21 protein-coding genes are annotated in these 18,450 nt (G+C 68.4%); 14 read left to right on the forward strand and 7 right to left on the reverse strand.

The window, feature by feature from the left end; translation table 11 throughout:
• Positions 1-54 precede the first annotated feature (54 nt).
• The 6 genes from F1734_RS04140 to F1734_RS04165 all read left to right on the forward strand — a co-directional run bounded on the left by F1734_RS04140 (position 55) and on the right by F1734_RS04165 (position 6,412).
• Positions 55-1,329, forward strand: coding sequence for a PucR family transcriptional regulator (locus F1734_RS04140; RefSeq protein ID WP_026138031.1), 1,275 nt, complete (start codon positions 55-57; stop codon positions 1,327-1,329).
• A gap of 252 nt (positions 1,330-1,581) precedes the next feature.
• Positions 1,582-2,034 carry a flavin reductase family protein gene (locus F1734_RS04145; protein WP_017681855.1) on the forward strand — a complete coding sequence of 151 codons (453 nt, stop codon included), beginning with the start codon at positions 1,582-1,584 and terminating at the stop codon, positions 2,032-2,034.
• 79 nt (positions 2,035-2,113) lie between these two features.
• Entirely contained in the window at positions 2,114-2,755 is a 642-nt protein-coding gene (locus tag F1734_RS04150; protein ID WP_017681856.1) for a 3,4-dihydroxy-2-butanone-4-phosphate synthase, read from the forward strand.
• 120 nt (positions 2,756-2,875) lie between these two features.
• Positions 2,876-4,039: an acyl-CoA dehydrogenase family protein gene (locus F1734_RS04155; RefSeq protein WP_017681857.1), complete on the forward strand. Its 1,164-nt coding sequence runs from the start codon at positions 2,876-2,878 to the stop codon at positions 4,037-4,039.
• Positions 4,040-4,116: 77 nt separating this feature from the next.
• Positions 4,117-4,506: a nuclear transport factor 2 family protein gene (locus F1734_RS04160; RefSeq protein WP_017681858.1), complete on the forward strand. Its 390-nt coding sequence runs from the start codon at positions 4,117-4,119 to the stop codon at positions 4,504-4,506.
• Positions 4,507-4,648: 142 nt separating this feature from the next.
• Positions 4,649-6,412 carry an FAD-dependent monooxygenase gene (locus F1734_RS04165; RefSeq protein WP_203011378.1) on the forward strand — a complete coding sequence of 588 codons (1,764 nt, stop codon included), beginning with the start codon at positions 4,649-4,651 and terminating at the stop codon, positions 6,410-6,412.
• Here F1734_RS04165 and F1734_RS04170 read toward each other — a convergent pair.
• Positions 6,381-6,773 carry an SPW repeat domain-containing protein gene (locus F1734_RS04170; protein ID WP_064065596.1) on the reverse strand — a complete coding sequence of 131 codons (393 nt, stop codon included), beginning with the start codon at positions 6,771-6,773 and terminating at the stop codon, positions 6,381-6,383. The genes F1734_RS04165 and F1734_RS04170 overlap by 32 nt on opposite strands.
• A gap of 101 nt (positions 6,774-6,874) precedes the next feature.
• On the opposite strand from F1734_RS04170, the gene F1734_RS04175 reads away from it, so the two are divergent.
• Positions 6,875-7,450, forward strand: a complete 576-nt coding sequence (locus F1734_RS04175) for a TetR/AcrR family transcriptional regulator (protein WP_064065597.1) — start codon at positions 6,875-6,877, stop codon at positions 7,448-7,450.
• A 73-nt stretch (positions 7,451-7,523) separates the two neighbouring features.
• Here F1734_RS04175 and F1734_RS04180 read toward each other — a convergent pair whose 3' ends face one another.
• The 3 genes from F1734_RS04180 to couN are packed head-to-tail and all read right to left on the reverse strand — an operon-like array spanning position 7,524 to position 9,816.
• Positions 7,524-8,003, reverse strand: coding sequence for a MaoC family dehydratase (locus F1734_RS04180; protein WP_064065598.1), 480 nt, complete (start codon positions 8,001-8,003; stop codon positions 7,524-7,526).
• A gap of 14 nt (positions 8,004-8,017) precedes the next feature.
• Positions 8,018-8,908: a 4-hydroxyphenyl-beta-ketoacyl-CoA hydrolase gene (gene couO, locus F1734_RS04185; protein ID WP_010594964.1), complete on the reverse strand. Its 891-nt coding sequence runs from the start codon at positions 8,906-8,908 to the stop codon at positions 8,018-8,020.
• Entirely contained in the window at positions 8,905-9,816 is a 912-nt protein-coding gene (gene couN, locus F1734_RS04190) for a 4-hydroxyphenyl-beta-hydroxyacyl-CoA dehydrogenase (RefSeq protein WP_010594965.1), read from the reverse strand. The genes couO and couN overlap by 4 nt, the downstream gene beginning before the upstream one ends.
• Positions 9,817-9,931: 115 nt before the next feature.
• Here couN and F1734_RS04195 point away from each other — a divergent pair, with 115 nt between their 5' ends.
• A complete protein-coding gene (locus F1734_RS04195) occupies positions 9,932-10,366 on the forward strand; it encodes a MarR family winged helix-turn-helix transcriptional regulator (protein ID WP_017681864.1) in 435 nt (144 codons plus the stop codon).
• Positions 10,367-10,685: 319 nt separating this feature from the next.
• Here the strand turns inward: F1734_RS04195 and F1734_RS04200 are convergent, their stop codons facing one another.
• Positions 10,686-12,287, reverse strand: coding sequence for an AMP-binding protein (locus tag F1734_RS04200; protein WP_064066511.1), 1,602 nt, complete (start codon positions 12,285-12,287; stop codon positions 10,686-10,688).
• Positions 12,288-12,601: 314 nt separating this feature from the next.
• On the opposite strand from F1734_RS04200, the gene F1734_RS04205 reads away from it, so the two are divergent.
• Positions 12,602-12,967 carry an HNH endonuclease gene (locus F1734_RS04205; RefSeq protein ID WP_010594968.1) on the forward strand — a complete coding sequence of 122 codons (366 nt, stop codon included), beginning with the start codon at positions 12,602-12,604 and terminating at the stop codon, positions 12,965-12,967.
• A gap of 39 nt (positions 12,968-13,006) precedes the next feature.
• On the opposite strand, the gene F1734_RS04210 is transcribed toward F1734_RS04205, so the two are convergent.
• Complete coding sequence (locus tag F1734_RS04210; protein ID WP_203011787.1) at positions 13,007-13,570, reverse strand: TetR/AcrR family transcriptional regulator; 564 nt, start codon at positions 13,568-13,570, stop codon at positions 13,007-13,009.
• 116 nt (positions 13,571-13,686) lie between these two features.
• Between F1734_RS04210 and F1734_RS04215 the strand changes: the two genes are divergently transcribed.
• The 3 genes from F1734_RS04215 (at position 13,687) to F1734_RS04225 (ending at position 16,102) form a co-directional block, all read left to right on the forward strand.
• Positions 13,687-14,928, forward strand: coding sequence for an oxygenase MpaB family protein (locus F1734_RS04215; RefSeq protein WP_010594970.1), 1,242 nt, complete (start codon positions 13,687-13,689; stop codon positions 14,926-14,928).
• A 126-nt stretch (positions 14,929-15,054) separates the two neighbouring features.
• Complete coding sequence (locus F1734_RS04220) at positions 15,055-15,603, forward strand: GNAT family N-acetyltransferase (RefSeq protein ID WP_225223147.1); 549 nt, start codon at positions 15,055-15,057, stop codon at positions 15,601-15,603.
• Between the two features lie 91 nt (positions 15,604-15,694).
• Positions 15,695-16,102: a hypothetical protein gene (locus F1734_RS04225; protein WP_010594972.1), complete on the forward strand. Its 408-nt coding sequence runs from the start codon at positions 15,695-15,697 to the stop codon at positions 16,100-16,102.
• Positions 16,103-16,115: 13 nt separating this feature from the next.
• Here F1734_RS04225 and F1734_RS04230 read toward each other — a convergent pair whose 3' ends face one another.
• Complete coding sequence (locus tag F1734_RS04230) at positions 16,116-16,796, reverse strand: NUDIX hydrolase (RefSeq protein ID WP_010594973.1); 681 nt, start codon at positions 16,794-16,796, stop codon at positions 16,116-16,118.
• 67 nt (positions 16,797-16,863) lie between these two features.
• Here F1734_RS04230 and F1734_RS04235 point away from each other — a divergent pair, with 67 nt between their 5' ends.
• Positions 16,864-17,862: an ADP-ribosylglycohydrolase family protein gene (locus tag F1734_RS04235; protein WP_029540077.1), complete on the forward strand. Its 999-nt coding sequence runs from the start codon at positions 16,864-16,866 to the stop codon at positions 17,860-17,862.
• On the forward strand, positions 17,859-18,368 hold the full coding sequence (locus F1734_RS04240) for an O-acetyl-ADP-ribose deacetylase (protein WP_010594975.1): 510 nt from the start codon (positions 17,859-17,861) through the stop codon (positions 18,366-18,368). Before F1734_RS04235 ends, F1734_RS04240 begins: the two co-directional genes overlap by 4 nt.
• Positions 18,369-18,450: the final 82 nt, after the last annotated feature.

The following is an 18,450-nucleotide window of genomic DNA, read 5'->3' on the forward strand; positions in this document are numbered from 1 at the left end:
GCCCAATAGAGTCGTGTGCTCACCGTGCCCGGCCCGGATCGGAAGGATGCCGAAGTGCCGCATTGGACATATGAGCTCTCGGGAGCACGTGCACCCCAGCCCGAGGGCGAGTGGCTGAGCCCGGATGCCGAGCGCGTCAGGGAGGCTCTCGGGGACGGGGCGGTGACCTGGGCGGTCGAGGTCGGTCAGGACATCGCCGCCAGGATTGCCCGGAAGATTCCGGCCCTGGCGGACGAGGCGGCTGTCATGGTGGCCATCCGTCGAGCCACCACCTCCACCGCACTGCGCGCACTGATGATGGTGGCCGGTCTCGGCGAGTCCGACACGACGCTGGCGAGTGCCGAGGTCGACGAGATCGCCCGGGACTTCGCCCGACGAGGTATGGAGCTCGACGACCTGCTGCGTACCATTCGCGTGGGGTACGCCGTCCTGGCCGCGGCCTTTCTCGACGCGGCGACTCTCTTGCTTCCGCCCACGGAGAGCAGTGCCGAACTCCGGCGGATCTCGGTGTTGCTCTTCGAGGTGCACGACGACTTCACGGCCGGGGCGGCCTCCGCTTTCATCGCAGAGCAAAGCGTCTGGGCCGCGGGGGTGTCTGCGGCCCGATTCGATCTGGTGAACCAGATCCTGGGAGCCGAGGATGTCGATCGGGTCCACGCCGAGAAGGTTCTCGGCTATCCGCTCGCCGGCCCCCACATTGCGCTCGTCGCGTGGGGCGGACCGCACTCCACCCAGGATCTGCGCACCGTCGTCGACACCGTCCTGCGGGAGCGAGGCACCGCGTCGGCCTCGTTGGTACTACCGGTCGGGCTCCAGACGGTATGGGCGTGGGGAACCGTGCGCCCCGGGAGTTCGCCGCACCGGGGTGCCCTCCCCACGTTCGACGACGTGTTCGTCACGGTAGGGGAGACGGGGGTCGGGGTGGAGGGCTTCCGTCGAAGCCATGCCGAAGCCAAGGCGGTCGAACGACTGATCCGCCTTCACCCGGGCCGGGGTCCCTGCACCGTGGCCCACGAACACGTCGCACTCGAGGTGTTGCTCCTGTCGGATCCGGACGCGGCAGACCAGTTCGCGTCGCGGCTGCTGGGCCCGCTCGCGCAGCGCGAACCTCGCATGGCGGAGCTTCGGTCGACGCTGCGCCGCTATCTCGACATGGATCACAGTCTGTCCAAGGTGGCTGCGGCAGAGCATATCTCGAAGAACACGGTGACCTATCGCGTGCACAAGGCGTTGAATCTGTGTGGTCATTCGGGGGAGACGACCACCGACCTGCGTGCGGCGCTCCGCATTCACGAGTGGCTTCGCGGAGATCCGCTCGCCCGAGAGTAGCGCTCGGCAGTACCGGCATCCTGCGTCTGCAGTTTGGTCTGGAAACCAAGGTTGGTGCGCAACCTTAGGCTGCGCACCAATGCGCAAGGCGCAACCCGTGCGGTCTACTTGTGTCCTAGAACACAGCCGGCCACCGTGGTGAGAGCAGTCGAAGCGGGTCCCGGCGCCCCATCCTCCAGGCCCGCGGCATGTCCCGCGGTCGATCGAAGGACACGTCCGTTGACTTCGCTCCAGGAAACTTTCAAGAACGTGATGGCGCACGTAGCCACCCCCGTCGCCGTCGCAACCTCCATGAACGGCGGGCTGCCCGTCGGCACCACCGTCAGCGCCTTCCTCTCGCTGTCGATGAACCCTCCGATGGTCCTCGTCTCCCTCGACCGGGGGTCCGAAACCCTCGAACTCGTCACCGAGTCGCGCAGGTTCGGCCTGAACATCCTGTCCAGTGACCAACACAGCGCCGCCCTGAAATTCGCCACCAAGAACGGCCTCGGCAAGTTCCACGGGGTTCGCTGGGACATCGACCACGACCTGCCCCGGATCACCGGTGCGGCCGGATGGGTAGCTTGCACCGTCGAACGGATCCTCGAAGGCGGCGACCACATGATCGTGCTGGGCAATGTCGTCGCCGCCGAGCAGCACGACAGCGACCCCCTCACCTATCACCGCCGCACCTTCGGCACCCACTGCGCGCTGGAAATGGTGTAACCGGACAGTTCCGGTCGGCAGCGTCTATCGCTTCTGCCCCTGTTCCCCAGCGCCGAACACCCTCGAGGAGAGGAAAGTCATGACCGCCTCCGTTGCATACGCCGCTGACCCGCGGACCCTGTGGTCGACTGCAGCCGAGGGCATGCGCGCCCTGGCACGAGGCGAACTGATCATCCTGCGGCACGGTGCTCGTCTCGTGCTCGTCGGGTGTGCAGGCACCGTGACCACCGAGCAGATGGCCTTCGTCATTCGACACAGCACGGGATTCGTCCAAGTGGCCCTCCACGAGCGGGACTGCGACCGGCTCGGTCTGCCCGAAGCCACTCCGAGTTCGCGCGCGCCGTCGGCATGCGCATACGGCCAATGTGTTGCCGTCGACGCTTCGGCCGGAGTCACCACCGGCATCTCCGGGGCAGATCGGGCTCGCACCGCCCGGGTGCTCGCGGATCCGCGCTCGAGCGTCGACGACCTCAGCAGGCCCGGGCATCTCGTCCCCGTCCGGGTGGATCCGCGTGTCCTGTGCGAGCGACGGACGGTCGCCGCCTGCGCGCTTGCGCTGACCGATCTGGCACGGCCGGAATACTCCGGTGCGGTCTTCGCCGAACTCGACGGCATCGGCGACCCGGTGAACACCGCAGGTCCCCACGACGCCGAAGCACTGGCCGACAGCTACGGCCTCACCCTCGTAGCACCCGACGAGTATCACGAACGCTCACACTGACCACCGACTTCGTCCGAATCCATTCCGATCCAGTCGATTTCGCGCACCCGAGGTGTGCGGTGCCGGAGTGGGTCAGCTCTCTGCGATCAATTCGACCACCCATCCCGAAGCGAGGAAACCATGGACATCACCGCCGATCAACTGATGAGCCGCGTCAACGACCTGGTGCCGGTCTTGGCCGAACGCGCCCAGAAAACCGAGGAGAACCGGGCGCCGCTCGACGAGACGATCACCGACCTGATCGACTCGGGGATCCTGGCGACGCTGACACCGAAAGCGTACGGCGGGCTCGAGCTCGGTCTCGATGTCGCAGCGGACATCGTTCGCGCCATCAGCGCCGTGTGCCCGTCGACGGGGTGGGTCACGTCCTTCTACATCGGCGCGGCATGGCGGGTGAACATCTTCACCGAGCAGGCACAGCGAGAGGTGTTCGCGGACAAGCCCTACACCCTCACCGCCGGCACTGCCGCTCCACTGCGCGGAGTGCAGAAGGTCGAGGGCGGCTACCGGATCACCGGTCAGACCGCCTGGAACTCCGGCTCCGCTCACGCCGAATGGTTCACCTTCGCCGGAGTTTCCCTCGAGGAGGGTCGCCCGCCGGCGCCCTTGTGGTTCCTCGTTCCTCGCAGTGAGGTCGAGATCCACGACACCTGGTACATCTCCGGCATGGCCGGGACCGCCAGCAACGACGTCTCCGTCGAGGACGTGTTCGTCCCCGACTACCGGACCGGTCCGTTCGACCTCGCCCTCGCCGGCGCGGCGCCGGGCATGCTGCTCCACGACAACCCGATGTACCACCTGCCGTTCCTGCCCTTCGCGATGGCGGAGGTGACGCCCGTCGTCGTCGGGGCCATGCGGGGAGCGACGAACGCCTTCATCGACCGCACCCGTCAGCGGCAGGGAACATTGAGCCAGGAGAAGGCTGCCGGCAAGCAGGCCGCCCAGATGCGGCTCGGCCGTGCCCTTGCCGCGGCGGACGCCGCCGAGACTCTCCTGCGCGCCTTCTTCGAACGCCTCACCGCACAGCGTCCCGAGCAGTCGGATCCGCAGGATCGGGCCGAAATGAAACTGAAGGCGGCGTACATGACCGACCTGTGCCGCAATGCACTCAACGACATCGTGCGCGGCATCGGCGGCGACGGATTCCGCACCGCCTCACCGATCCAGCGCTTCCATCGTGACCTCAGCGTCCTGGCGGTGCATGCCTTCCTCGACATCGACACCGCGTCGGAAACGATGGGTCGCTTCACCCTCGACCTCCCCGTCGCCGACCCGCTGCTCTGACACACCCGGATCGGTCTCCGACATGCCCTCCAGGTGCGCGACGTACGAGCACCTCCACCGCAACGGAAGTGAACGCCATGACCTCGGACACGACCTCCCCCGATGCCACCGCCCTCGAGATCACCCGTAGCCTTCTCCATGCTGCCGACACCGACATCGCCCGATTCTTCGGCTACTTCTCCACGGACTGCCACTTCCGCATGGGGAACAACGACCCGGTCGAAGGAAGCGAGGCGATCCAGCAGTGGGTGGCGTCCTACCTGGGATCGGTCGCCGGAATGCAGCACGTCATCCTCGAACAGTGGTGCGCCGGCAACGTCACCGCCCTGCGCGTGGACGTCACGTACACGATGAACGACGGCACCACGTTCACCCTTCCTGCGGTCACCCGCACCCGCATCGAGGACGGGAAGGTGACCGAGTACCTGATCTTCATGGATCCCAGCCCGGTCGTCGCCGCGCGCTGACACCGGGAGGCGGCTGCCGCCGCGGACCTACCGGTGGCAGCCACCCGACTCGGTGACGCCACCTCGTCCCACCCTGCGCATCCCACACGCCCGGTCGTACTCCACGGCCGCGTACGGGCGGAACACCTCGAAAGGAATCGTCATGATCCATCCCACAAGTCGCGAGCCGGAACAGGATTCGGTGCGCCCCGGGCCGTCGTCGACGGACGTCGCTGCGGCGATCGATGTGTCGTCGCGGCGACCGGTGGTGATTTCCGGCGCGGGCCCGGTGGGGATGATTCTCGCGCTCGAACTCAGCCTGCACGGGATCCGCAGCACCCTGGTCGAACAGGCTCCGCAGACGACCCGCTTTCCGAAGATGGACCTGACGAATGCGCGCAGCATGGAGCTTCTCGACCGGCTCGGTCTCGTCGACGACATCCGTTCGGTCGGCGTCGCCCCGGAGCACTCGCACGATGTCGTCTTCTGCACCTCGATGGCAGGCCGGCAGGTGGGCCGCTGGAAGTACCCCGCCGTCGACGAGATGTCCGAGTGGATCGCGTCCAGGAACGACGGCACCACACCGGCGCACGCCTGGCAGCGGGTCACCCAGATCGAGGTCGAGAAGCTGCTCATGCGCCGCTGTCTCGCGGACGAGAACATCGAGGTGCTCCGGCCCTGGCGCGTCACCGCCGTCACCCAGGACGACGGCGGTGCCCGGATCGAGATCACCTCCCCGGTCGACGGCACCGTCCACACACTCGCGGCGGACTACGTCGTCGGATGTGACGGCGCCGTCTCGGTCGTGCGGCGCGCCATGGGGCTGACCATGGAGGGCGAGCGCGGCGTCATCACGTTCTGCCAGGTGCATTTCAAGTCCCGGGATCTCGAAACCCTGCACGCGCACGGCCAGTTCTGGCACACCTTCTTCGTCGGCGGCGGAGTCGGCGCGATCATCGCCCAGGACGAACGCGACACGTGGACGCTGCAGACCAGCGCCATCACCGACGGTGTGCGGACCGAAGACATCGACAAGCAGGAACTGCTGGACGCGGTCTGCGGCCGGCACCTCGACGTCGACGAGGTCCTGCAGAGCAGTGTGTGGCACGCGAACGTACTCGTCGCCGACCGGTACCGCCTCGGTCGGCTGTTCGTCGCCGGCGACGCCGCCCACGAGGTCATCCCCACCGGCGGATACGGACTGAACACCGGCATCGCCGACGCCGTCAACCTCGGATGGAAGCTCGCCGCAGTCCTCCAGGGATACGGCGGCAACGACCTTCTCGACAGCTACGAAACCGAGCGCCGACCGGTTGCCGTCATGGCCCGGGACTGGTCGTTCCGCCATCTCGGCGTCCACGTCGAAGCCCAGCAGCTCGTCGACCCAGAACTCGTCGAAGCCGACACCACCGAAGCAGACGAGCACCGGCACGCCCTGGAGGAGTACTTCGCTTCCCACACCGGTGAGCACGAGAGCTTCGGCGTGGAAATGGGGTATGTCTACGCCTCGCCGGTGATCGTCCGGGACGACCGTGCGGTTCCCGACAACGACGGTTCGACCTACATCCCCACCACTCTTCCCGGCGCACGCGCACCGCACGTGCGGCTGCCGGACGGCCGGTCCATGCTCGACGCCTACCGCGACACGTTCACGATCGTCAGCTTCGTCGGCGAGGACGCCGCGACGGAACTGGTCGATGCTGCAGCCGCGGTGAACATGCCCATTCAGGTTCTCGCCGTGGACGACGCCACGGTGCGCGCCGTCTACGAGGCCGATCTCGTACTCGTGCGGCCGGACGGTCACGTGGCGTGGCGCGGAAACAGCATTCCCGAGGATGTGTCCGTGCTGATCGGGGCGGTCACCGGTCGAGTGGACACTTCCGCGTGCTTGGCCACTACTTCCGGTCGAGGACCACAGTTTCCGTGATCGGGGACCGTCCCTGGGTCGACGCCGTGACGTCGGCGAACTCGTCGGCGAGGTAGGCGCTGCTGCCGACGAGCATGATGAGCGCACCCGCGATCCACGCGGTCCAGGCTGCTCCGTCGCCGGCGAACTGTCCGATCCAGGGCGAGATGAACAGGATCAGGCCGACGACGGACAGGGACCAGTGGTCCTTGGTGGGGTCGCGGGCGATCAGCGACCACAGGGCGTAGATCGCGGCGATGGCCCCCAGTCCGAGGGTGACGCCGGAGCCGACGGCGGTGGTGTCGAACCACACCGACGCGGTCATGGTGGCGATGCCCAGGATCAGGGCGATCGCTCCGGCGAACGAGTTCGAGATCTTCATGTGCGCACCTCTCTTCGAATCGCTACATGTTGCGTAGCTACAGAGAGTGTAGCGCTGTTGTAGGATGATCGTCGAAGTCGGGACGGCGGACGGAGGGGTGCATGCGGTCGGGTGAGGGCACTGCGGTCGGTGAGGGCACTGCCACGCCGGAGGAACGCATCGCCGACGCCGTGCTCGAGCTGCTGCGTCGCAAGGGGCCTAGGGCGGTGACGATCGAGGCCGTGGCCGCACACACGGGCATGGCCCGCACCACCATCTACCGTCGCTACCGCGACCGGGACGAGATGCTCACCGCGGTGATGGAACCGATCGCGCAACCGTCGCCTCCCGCACCGGATGCCACCGCGCAGCAGGTGCTGACGTGGCTGACCGAGCAGTCCCTGCGTTCGGTCGACGGCGGTGTGGGCTTCGGGGGTCTCGCCGCGCTGGTGACCGATGCGGATCCCGCGTTCACCGATCTCATCCGCTCGGTGCTCGTGCGACACCGACGCACCTTGACGGAGGTCGTGCGGCGCCACATCGCCCGGGGGACCGTGCGGACCGACCTCGACGTCGAGACCTTCCTCGACTGCATCGTCGGCGCCTACTTCGCGGAACGGGCGCGCAGTGGCGGCATCGCCGCCGACTGGAACGAACGGGTCGCGCAGACGTTGCTGCCCGCGTTCGTCCGGCCGTGAGGCGGCCTGGAACGAGCGAATGTGCCCTTCAGCCGACAGAAGGTCACATTCGCTCGGTTGCAGGCAACGGGCGCTACTCGAACATGCGGTAGACCGCCTCGACGACGACGGCGGGCCGCTCGCTGCCCTCGAGCTCGATCATGCCGTCGATCGTGATCTGGACGCCGCCCTTCGGCAGCTTCTCGAGCGACTTCAGCGTCGCGTCGAGGCGGACCTTGCCGCCGGCGGGCACGGGACTGGTGAAGCGGACCTTGTTCAGGCCGTAGTTGACGGCCATGGTGACACTGTCGACCTTCAGGACCTCGCTCCACATCGGGATGATCAGGGAGAGCGTCAGGTAACCGTGGGCGATGGGACCGCCGAACGGGCTCTCCTTCTTCGCCCGCTCGACGTCGAGGTGGATCCACTGATGATCGTCGGTGGCGTCGGCGAAGGTCTGGATCCGGTCCTGCTCGATCGCCATCCACGAGCTGACGCCGAGCGGTTGCCCGACGAGTGCCTCGAGGTCGGCCAAGGTGGCGACGTGGGTGATGGAGGTGGCGGGGACGGTCATGGGGCCTCCTGTGCTCAGCGCTTGATGCCGAGAACGCGCAGTGCGTTCTGCTTGAAGATCATCGGTGCGATGTCGGGTTTGATGTCGAGAGTGGCGAAATCGTTGCGCCATCGATCCACTTGGATGACGGGGAAGTCGGAGCCGAACAGCACCTTGTGGCGCAGCATCGTGTTCGCGGCCTTGACCAGTTGCGGCGGGAAGTACTTGGGGGACCAGCCGGAGAGGTCGATGTAGACGTTGGCCTTGTGGGTGGCGATGGAGATCTGCGCGTCGACCCACGGTACCGCGGGATGGGCCATGACGATGGTCAGGTCGGGGAAGTCGGCGGCGACGTCGTCGAGCAGCATGGGGTCGGAGTAGCGCAGCTTGATGCCGTGCCCGCCGGGCAGTCCGGCGCCGATGCCGGTCTGGCCGGTGTGGAACAGGGCGGGCACGCCGGCCTCGATGAGGGCCTCGTAGAGGGGGTAGAACTGCCGGTCGTTCGGCTCGAAGCCCTGCATGCTGGGGTGGAACTTGAAGCCCTTGACGCCGTACTCGTCGACCAGGCGGCGCGCCCGTTTCACAGCGGCCTTGCCCTGCAACGGATCGACGGAGCCGAAGGGGATGAGCACGTCGTTGTGGGTGGTGGCGAGCTCGGCGATCTCCTCGACCGAGTTGGGGGCGTGGCCGGTGGCGGACCGGGCATCGACGGTGAACACGACGGCGGCCATGTTCCGCTGCCGGTAGTGCTCGGCGATGGAGTCGATGGTGGGGGTGCGTTCCTCGCCGGACTTGAAGTACTTCTCCGAGGCGGCCATCAGTTCGTCGTCCATGGAGCGGTGTCCGCAGCCGTCGATCTCGACGTGGGTGTGGATGTCGATCGCCTCGATCGCCTCGAAGTCGATCCCGTATTCGTAGCGGCTCACTTGGCGAGCACCTCCTCGGGGAATTCCTCGCCGACGGACTCGACGCGGTCGGCGAACACGATGGGCCACTGCGCGGCCACGTCGTCGGCGGAGAAGCCGCCGTCGTGGAAGGCGGTGGCGGTCAGCTGCGGATGCGACCACAGCGCCAGGCGGTCGCCGCCGACGGAGAACGCCTGCCCGGTGATGTCGGCGGCGTCGTCGGAGGCGAGGAAGGCGATCAGGCCGGCGACGTCCTGCGGGGTGCCCATGCCGACCTCGCGGCGGATCACCGCGGGCAGCTCGCCGGTCTGCTTCATCTGCTCGATGTAGGGCGCGAAGATCGGCACGGTCTCGGTCATCGCGGTGACGGCGACGGGGCACACCGCGTTGGCGGTGATCCCGGCGCGCTGCAGTTCCATCGCCCAGGTGCGGACCATCCCGACCACCGCGGCCTTGGCGCCGGAGTAGTTGGTCTGCCCGAAGTTGCCGCGCTGCCCGGCCGGGGATCCGATGGCGATGATGCGCCCGCCCTCGCCCTGCTCACGGAAGCGCAGTACGGCCTCGCGCACGCACGTGAAGGTGCCGCGCAAGTGCACGTCGATCACGGCGTCGAAGTCGTCGTCGGTCATCTTCCACAGCACCTTGTCACGCAGGATGCCCGCATTGGTCACCATCACGTCGAGGCGGCCGAAGTGCTCGACCGCGGCGGCGACGAGTTTTCGAGCCGTCTCGGTGGGACCGACGGGGGCGACGACGGCGACGGCGCGTCCGCCCGCGGCGGTGATCGTCGCGACGGCGGCATCGGCGGTGCCCCGGTCGACGTCGTTGATCACGACCGCGGCGCCGTGACGTGCCAGCTCGGCGGCGTAGGCGAGGCCGAGGCCCTGCCCGCTACCGGTGACGACGGCGACTTTGTTGCTGAGGTCCACGAGATCCTCCGTTGCTCGAGCTGATGAACTCCCAATCACATAGGAACATCTACTATTGAGAATGTCAACGATTGAGGAACTGTTATCCTGAGGGTCGCGACGAAAGGCTCTCGGAATGGAACGTCGACGCGTCCTCGAGGACGACCTGGGATTTCTGCTGACGCGTGCCAGTGCGATGGTGGTGCGATCGGTGAACGAGGCTCTCGCCCCACTCGGGCTGCGGGTGCGCCCCTACACGGTGCTCTCCCTCGCGTGCGACGAACCCTCCGGTGTGGCGCAGCGCCGCATCGCCGCGGACATGGGACTCGACCCCAGCCAGATCGTCGCGATCGTCGACGAACTCGAGAACCGGAATCTGGTCGCCCGCACCGCCGACCCGGGCGACCGGCGCAACAAACTCGTCGTCGCCACCGACGAGGGACGAAAGCTGTGCGACGAAGCGCGCCGGCTCAGCGAGGAGGTGTCGGACCGGCACTTCGCCGGCGTGGACCCGGCTCTTCTCGCCGAAATGCGCACTGTGCTCGGCCGCATGGTTTTCCCGAGTCGGTGAACGCCGCCCGCTGACCGCGCGCTCGTCCACGGGCGCGGTCGGGGCGTCCGGGGTGTGGAGTTGTCGACCCATCGAGGGTCGGCAGGGTATCGGCAGCCTGACGAGCTGGCTGAGGTGAGGGCCGGGTGCGGTGGCGTAGGGCAGACCGGCCTCGGCGCAGTCGAGCCGAAATCGGTCGAGCACGTCCACGCTGCCGTCGGAACAGCGGGTAGCCGGCCTCGAGCAGTCGGAGGTGCCGAAACCGGTGCCGACGGCACAGCCGCGAACCGGACCGTTCAGGCCGGCGGTGTCGAACGCAGCGACGGAGTCGAAGTAGTGGTCACAGGCCCTCCGTCGCGACGAGGTGCTCGACGACGCGGCGCAGTCGCCCGCGGTCGATCTTGCTGTTGTGCCGCGGGTCGGTCGGTAGCGCGGTGGACAGGTGCACCGGGGTGGGCCGTGGCAAGTGCAGCCGCTGGGCGAGGATTGCCATGGTGCCGAGGTCGACGGCGCGAGGATCCTCGTCGTGGGGAAAGACGTAGAACAGGCGGTCGAGATCCTCGAGATACACCACTGCGCTGAGCAGGAACCCGGTGACCATGTTCCACATCTGTTCGAGCGCATCGGGATGGATCGGGCCGTGTGGGGAGTCGACGACGTCCTTTCTGCGGCACAGGTACCACACCAGACCCGAGGAGTCGATGTAGCCGAAATCGCCTGTGCGGTGCCATATCTCACCGGTTCGCGTATCGCGCAGTTTGGCGGTGCGCACGGCGTCGTCGCGGTGGAAGTAGGTGGTGCTCACCCGAGCGCCGGAAACGACGATCTCGCCGGTCCTGTCGGCAGGGAGGCCGTCGAGCGCTACGTCGAAGTGCGGCCCCTCGAACTGCGATTCGACGACAGCGACGTCCATGTCCGCGGGCGGCCGCCCGAGCGGGGTGCCCATGCCGGTCCAGGTTCCGAGCTTCGAACGGTACACGTGCTCGTCGGCGCCGATCAGGGTGATCGGCATCAACACTTCGGTGCTCGCATACGGCACCACGACCTCGGCCGGGGCGAGCCTGTCCTGCATGCGTTCGACCAGCCGGGCGCCGATGGCCGACCCCGCGGTGGCCACCCGTCGCAACGCCGGGGCGGGCAGGTGATGCTGATCCATATGGGTGATCAGGCGATGCCACACCAGTGGCGAAGCGAACAGGTAGTCGCTGCCGGAGACGGCCAGCTGCTGGTAGAACGCGGCGACGTCGAGGCGAGCGGGTTGGACGGTGGCCAGGTCCGGCAACACCACGCGTCGGCCCATGGCCACGGCCACCAGAGCCAGGTGTGGAAACAGGCAGAACTCGGAGGAGATCTCGTCGCTGCGGTAGTAGCGCATCTGCGAGGCGAGCTCGCGCGAGGTCCACGGCACTCCCTTGGGGATGCCCGTGGTTCCGCTGGTGTAGAGCAGCAGCACGGTATCGGCGATGTCCCACTGCATTTCGCTCCGACTCGGGTCGGGCAGAACCGTACCGAGACGAGCGCTGTCGAAGCCGGTGCTCGTCGGGGTGCAGACGATGCCGTCGTAGAGATCCGCTCCGGGGCAGGGCAGTTCGGAGACCCACACCGGCGCATCGAGGTCGGCAAGGCACGCGGCCAGCGTGTCGGGGGGCTGGTTGGGGTCGAGGAACGCGGGGACTGCTCCTACCAGGAATACGCCGTAGCAGTATGCGATCAGCTCGACGCTCAGCGGCAGCGTCACCACCACGTTGTCGCCTGGCCGTACACCCAGCTGGTGCAGGTGTGTCCGTGCGGACTCGGCCGCGTGCTGGATGTCGGAAAAAGCGTGCTGCGACGACGAGCGCAGATCGGTCACCGCGATCCGATCGGGGCGCTCGACGCATGAAGTGGCCAGCCCGTCCAGCAGTGCATGTCCGGACGTGACGACGGTGTGGCGAGAATGCATGACCCCCCTTGATGGAACCGAACTTGCACAACGACGTGATGCACGGGGGAGACTGCTCGTGAAACCGTCCAGTTCCCGAATGCTCGTTCGGACGCCTCGAATGTCGTATCCCCCCGGAACCCCACCCGCGCAAGATGGTACGGTGCGGAGAACGCGAATGTCTGCCGGATGAAAGTGATCTCCGCCACGGGGTGTCCCGGCGCCACTTCTGCAAGCGCCTGTGATCCCTGAGCGAACGGGACGACAACGCTCGCCCTGCATCGTGGTCCGCGGGGGCACTGGCGCTCGGGGAGCGACTCGGTCACGATCGACAGGTGGACCGCGCCGCCAGACTCACGCTCGCCGTCGAACGACAGGACGATTGCTGCCTGTGGTGTGGCCGACGGTTCGGACCGTTGATTCCGCCGACCACCGAACATCTCGTGCCACGAGTCAAGGGCGGTCCCAGCATCGCGGCCAACGAGGCCGCCGCGTGCCGGCGGTGCAACGCCGACCGCGGTCACCGGGGTCCGGTCGAGTGGCTCGCCGAGTGCCGGAACCGGCGCGGCTGGGCCCCGCAGGCGAGCCTGCTCGCGACGCTCCTGAACGCGCTGGACCTCGAACTCGCCAGCGCGGGTGGGCATCGCCGCGCCCGGCGATACCTGGCCGGCCAGCTGCGACGCTGCCGGAGCAACTGCTGAGGCGTGCGGACAGATCGTCGGGAAGGATACGGGCGGCGCTCAGTCCAGAATCTCCTTGAGATAGGCGGTGATCATGGCCGTCAGCTGGTCCGCGACCACCTCCGGCTCGATCGGTGGCTGATCGAGCACGTAACCGACCGCGACGTTCTCGACGGTGCGGACGAGCATCCACGCGATGGCGTCGGGATGCTCGATCCGGCGCCGGCCGGGATTGAAGCGCAGCCACATGGCCAGCAGCGCGTCGATGCGGTGCTCGAACGCGACCAGCCGGCTGTCCGGCGTGCGGGGGAGTTGCTCGACGAGCACGCGCAGCAGCCGGGGGTTCTCGCCGAGTGCCTCGAGGAGTACGCGCATGTTGGTCCGCACCGATTCGGTCCAGGTGGGGGCGTCGAGCGCATCGGTGAACACGTGCGAAATGCGAGCCTGAACCTCCTCGGTCCACCGGTCGACGACTTCGGCCACGATGGCGTCCTTGCCGGGGAAGTACTGGTACAGCGAGCCGGGGCTGATACCGGCGGCGGCGGCGATCCGGTTGGTGGAGGCGCCCTCGTATCCGTGGGTGAACAGGACCTCCCGGCCGGCGGTCACGATGCGCTCGACCATCGCCTGGGAGCGGCGTTGCCGTGGCACCCGGCGCAGCCGGCTCTGCTCCGCCGGCCTCATCGGCGCCCCCCGGACGCGAATTGAACGCGAGTATTTGCTCGTGTCAGCATCGGCTCATGGTGGCACACGAGATTCGACAGGACGCGCAGGCGGCCCGTTACCCGCGCCGGTACGCGGGCATCCGGCCCAGGAACCAGCGCATCGGACGCCCACTGCGCGCCTACGCGCGGATCGGCGCCGTCGACGAGGAACTGCTCGATCGGATCGGCCGCCGGATGTTCGCCCGGGACGAGGTGGGCGCCGATCTGGTGCGCGCGATGCGCCGCCCCCGGACGGACGCCGAACGGGTGAGCATGGCGCAGTTCCATCGGGCGCTCGAGCACGGCATCGACGCGGTGCCGGAGGCCCCGGAGGCGCTGCGACGGTTCTTCGCCGTGGTCGACGACGTCCCGGAGTGGGTGGACTTCGACCTGCTGGAGAAGGGCGCCCGGGCCTTTCGCAGGATGGGCCGCAGCCGCATCGACGTGCTGCTCCAGTTGTCGCTCATCGGTGGCTATCGGTTCGGCGGGCCGCCGGATCTGCTCGTCGAGACCGGGGGCCTGACCGGCTCGACCGCAATGCGGCGCCTCGGCGAAACGCAGAAATGGGGAACCGCGGTCGGCGAGCCGGGCGGGATGCGCAGGAACGGTGAGGGATTCAAGCTCACCGTGCACGTGCGCGCGATGCATGCGCTGATCAACCACCAGTTCGAGACCAACGGCCGATGGGACGTCGAGCGCTGGGGTCTGCCGATCAACCAGACCGACCAGGCGGCAACTCTCGGGTTGTTCAACGGCACGCTGTTGCTCGGCATGCGGGCACTGGGGTACTTCGTCACCCGTGAGGAGTCCCGGGCGGTGATGCACCTGTGGAAGTACGTCGGATGGCTCATGGGAATCGACGAGGACTGGCTGTTCGACACCGAACGCGAGCAGCACGTGTTCAACTACCACGTGCTGCTGGTGCAGAACGACGTCACGCCCGCGGGTGCCGCGTTGTCCGGGGCCCTCGTGGAGGGCCAGCGGACCCTCGACCACGGCAGGTTCGGGGACGTGCGCGGCCGGTACGAGCGGCAGCGCCTGCTGAGTATGCTTCGGTACTTCCTCGGCACGCAGAGCCTGCGGGAGCTGGATCTGCCCGTCACCTCGGCCTGGGCCGTTCCTCCGGTGCTGGTCAAGAACGTCGTCGCCTCCACGGTGGTGGCCCGCACACGCACCGGCAGGCGGTTCCTCGAGCGGGCCGGCGACCGGGCCGCCCGGCGCGAACTCGCCTCGAAGTTCGGGGCGTCGAGGCCGGCCGTCGGCGCGCTGCCCGGCTGAGCGTCCGCCCCTCGGAAGCCGGAACGGTCGCGTCGTCGCGGTCGGCTAGGCTTGTTCCGGCAAGCCGGACCGCCGGTCCCTCCGCGGTTGCGGGCCGCGGTCGTCGAGAAAATTGGGTGAAAGACGTTGACGGACTCTGGGGAACTGAGTATCGGGCCGCTGGTGCGCCCGGCCGACGGCAGTGACGACACCGCCAAGGTGGTCGCCGACCTCGTCAATGCCGTCTATGCCGTTGCCGAGGACGGCATGTGGCCGGAGGGGGCCACCCGGACCTCGGCGACCGAGATCGCCGAACTTGCCGGTGCCGGTCAGCTCTTCGTCGCCTCGCTCGGCGACCGGATCGTGGGCTGCGTGAAGGTGGTGCAACTCGATGCCCGCACCGCCGAGTTCGGGATGCTCGCTGCCGACCCGGAGGTGCGGGGTGCAGGCATCGGCCGTGCCCTGGTGCGGTTCGCCGAATCCCACGCGGCGCGGCTCGGGAACGAGATCATGCAGCTCGAGATCATCCAGCCCAAAGACTTCGAGCACCCGTCGAAGGTGTTCCTGTCGCAGTGGTATCCGCGAATGGGATACGTGCCGGTGCGGACGGAGGACCCCGAGGTCATGTACCCCGAACTGGTTCCGCTGCTCGCCGTTCCGTGCGACGTCGTCGTGTACCACAAGCGGCTCGGCTGACCGGTTCCGAATCTTCCGTCTCCGCGTGGTGCCCGCTGCCGGCGGGCACCACGTGCTTCGATGGTCGGGACGAGTACCGCGAGGAGGCGAGATGACGAGCAACCGTATCGGCCGCCGTGCCCGGCGAGCGGGAGCGACGCTGCTGCTGGCGGCCGCCGCAGTCTTCGGCGCATCCGGCCCGGCGTCGGCGCAGGACCAGTGGCCCGAGATTCCGTCCTATCCGACACCGATGATGCCGTACGAGACCAAGGACTTCCTGACTCCTGCGGACCTGGACTACTGGAATCCGCTGGTGAACCGGAATCGGCTCACGTCACCGTTCGGCACCGGCACCCGGATCGTCTGCGTCGGCTTCCACGGCGTGACCACCGACTGTTGGCAGGCCGATCAGAACGGGCAGCCGCACAAGCTGATCCGGCTGCCGGCCAACCTGCCGAACGTCACCGGTTCGAGTCTGCCGGGCGGCGGGCCCGGGCACTTCGTCTATCCGATCCTGTGACCCCGCGGCCGCCTCAGCCGGTGAACAACACCGCCGCCTGAGCCGGCAACCGGGCGCCGTCCTTGCGGCGGAACAGTTCCGCCGGCCGGCCGGTACCCGGACTCGACATGCGCCCGGTGCTGTCGAGAGCGTCGACGACGTGGCGGCGGAACGAGTCCTTCTGCAGTGGAAGACCGAACACCACCTCGTACAGCCGCCGCAGCTCGAGGACGGTGAACTCGTCGCCGAGCAGCCCGTCCGGATCGACACGCTGTGCGTAGCGCGCCCGCAGATCCGCCACGGCCGCCGCCACCATCTCGGCATGATCGAAAGCCAGCGGCTGGTCGGCCTTTCCGTCACGCACCACCACGAGGAGGGCGCGGGGCGGGAGATCCTCGTGGGGGACCGCCGCGGCATGGGCGATCGAGATCACCCATCCGCGCGGATCCCGGTCGGGGGCGTCGAACGCGCCGATCTGGTGGAATCGGATGCCGGCGAGGTTCGTCTTGTCGCGCAGCACGCGCCGGGCGGCGTCGGCGAGCCGTTCGCGTTCGCGGAGGAACGTGCCGGGCAGGGCCAGGGGGCCGTGGCCGTGCTCGACGGCCAGCACCCGGAGTTCGCCGTCGCAGTAGGTCAGCACGGCGACGTCCACCGCCGCCGACGGGTGCGGATAGTCGCCCAGCGTCCGGCCGGTCTCGTCCCTCCACTCGTTCACTCTTGCAGCTTAGCTCGGACATGATCTAAGCTGATAGCGCAGATTTGATCGAAGGGTGGGACGAGCGATGGCATTGACGACACGACAGTGCGACCGAGCGGTGGGGGTGCTGGTGGCGACGGCGGCCGGGGACGCCCTCGGCGCCGGCTACGAATTCACTCACCCCGCGGCGGACGCTGAGATCGGCATGGTCGGCGGCGGCGTGTTCGGGTGGGAACCGGGGGAGTGGACCGACGACACCGCGATGACCGTCGCCGTCGCCGAGGTCGCGGCCACGGGCGTCGACCTCGGCAGCGCCGCCGGTCTCGACGCGTTGGCCGCGCAGTTCGTGCGCTGGTTCGACTCGGACCCGAAGGACATCGGCAACCAGACCCGCGCGGTGCTCTCGCATCGTCCCGCCGGCGGCGCCGCGATGCAGGCCCGCGCCCGCGCCCTTCCCGGCCGCAAGGGCGGCAACGGCGCTCTCATGCGCACCGCCCCCGTCGCATTGTCCTGTCTCGGCGCGGGCGGGACGGACGTCGCGCTCGTCGCCGCGGGGGAGGTGGCCCGGCTGACCCACGACGACCCCCGGGTGGTCCAGGCCTGCCGGCTGTGGACGTACGCGATCCGCCACGCCGTCCTGCACGGCACCTTCGACGGTGTCCGCGGATACCTGCAGGTCTGCCCCGCCGACGTCGCCGAGTACTGGGGCCCGTTGCTCGATCGGGCCGAGCGCGGCTCGCCCGACGACTTCGCGAACAACGGATGGACCGTCCACGCGCTGCAGACCGCGTGGTGGGCGATCAGCACGACCGACGATTCCGACGCCGGGCACCTGCAGCGTGCCCTCGAGGCCGCGGTCCGCGCCGGCGGTGACACCGACACGACCGCCGCCATCGCGGGCGGACTGCTCGGCGCTCGCTGGGGCGCCTCGGCGGTCCCGGATCGTTGGCGGCGCATCCTGCACGGCTGGCCCGGGTACACCGCGCACGACCTGACCCGCCTGGCCACGGCGGCCGCCCGCAAGGGATACGGTCGTCCCGTCGCCGTCCCCGCTCGTCCCACCACGTTCCAGGAGCAGTCGTGACCCTCATCGACGTCGTCCACGGCGACATCACCGCCCAGCGCGTCGACGCGATCGTCAACGCCGCCAAGTCCTCCCTCCTCGGCGGCGGCGGCGTCGACGGCGCCATCCACCACGCCGGCGGTCCGGAGATCCTCGCCGCCTGCAAGGCCCTGCGCGCGACGACCCTGCCCAACGGTCTGGACGTCGGTGCGGCGGTGGCCACCACTGCCGGAAAACTCCCGGCGCGCTGGGTGATCCACACCGTCGGACCGCTCTACTCGCCCCACGAGGACCGCTCGCACCTGCTGCGGTCGGCCTACACCCGCAGTCTCGCCGTCGCCGACACCCTCGGCGCCCGCACCGTCGCGTTCCCGCTCATCTCCGCCGGTGCCTACGGCTGGCCGAGGGAGGACGCGATCCGGCAGGCGGTCACCGCGCTGACCTCCGCCCGCACCGCCGTCGAGATCGTCACGCTCGTCGCGTACGACCGGAGCGTCGCCGAACTGATGCGCCGCTCGTTGCCGTAGGACGCCGGCGCCGGTGACCGAATGTCACATTCGGTCGGTTGGATCGACCGCATGTGACATTCGGCCACAACGGTTGGGCGGT

This window comes from Rhodococcus ruber (assembly GCF_016804345.1).
GTDB classification, from domain to species: Bacteria; Actinomycetota; Actinomycetes; order Mycobacteriales; family Mycobacteriaceae; genus Rhodococcus; species Rhodococcus ruber.

Excerpts from the sequence above, each read along its gene's own strand:
- F1734_RS04165 (WP_203011378.1), top strand. The coding sequence starts at position 4,649 with ATGATCCATCCCACAAGTCGCGAGCCGGAACAGGATTCGGTGCGCCCC.
- F1734_RS04150 (WP_017681856.1), top strand. The coding sequence starts at position 2,114 with ATGACCGCCTCCGTTGCATACGCCGCTGACCCGCGGACCCTGTGGTCG.
- F1734_RS04175 (WP_064065597.1), top strand. The coding sequence starts at position 6,875 with ATGCGGTCGGGTGAGGGCACTGCGGTCGGTGAGGGCACTGCCACGCCG.
- F1734_RS04155 (WP_017681857.1), top strand. The coding sequence starts at position 2,876 with ATGGACATCACCGCCGATCAACTGATGAGCCGCGTCAACGACCTGGTG.
- F1734_RS04215 (WP_010594970.1), top strand. The coding sequence starts at position 13,687 with ATGGTGGCACACGAGATTCGACAGGACGCGCAGGCGGCCCGTTACCCG.
- F1734_RS04160 (WP_017681858.1), top strand. The coding sequence starts at position 4,117 with ATGACCTCGGACACGACCTCCCCCGATGCCACCGCCCTCGAGATCACC.
- F1734_RS04210 (WP_203011787.1), bottom strand. The coding sequence starts at position 13,570 with ATGGTCGAGCGCATCGTGACCGCCGGCCGGGAGGTCCTGTTCACCCAC.
- F1734_RS04145 (WP_017681855.1), top strand. The coding sequence starts at position 1,582 with ATGGCGCACGTAGCCACCCCCGTCGCCGTCGCAACCTCCATGAACGGC.
- F1734_RS04195 (WP_017681864.1), top strand. The coding sequence starts at position 9,932 with ATGGAACGTCGACGCGTCCTCGAGGACGACCTGGGATTTCTGCTGACG.
- F1734_RS04180 (WP_064065598.1), bottom strand. The coding sequence starts at position 8,003 with ATGACCGTCCCCGCCACCTCCATCACCCACGTCGCCACCTTGGCCGAC.
- F1734_RS04170 (WP_064065596.1), bottom strand. The coding sequence starts at position 6,773 with ATGAAGATCTCGAACTCGTTCGCCGGAGCGATCGCCCTGATCCTGGGC.
- F1734_RS04225 (WP_010594972.1), top strand. The coding sequence starts at position 15,695 with ATGACGAGCAACCGTATCGGCCGCCGTGCCCGGCGAGCGGGAGCGACG.
- F1734_RS04200 (WP_064066511.1), bottom strand. The coding sequence starts at position 12,287 with ATGCATTCTCGCCACACCGTCGTCACGTCCGGACATGCACTGCTGGAC.
- F1734_RS04235 (WP_029540077.1), top strand. The coding sequence starts at position 16,864 with ATGGCATTGACGACACGACAGTGCGACCGAGCGGTGGGGGTGCTGGTG.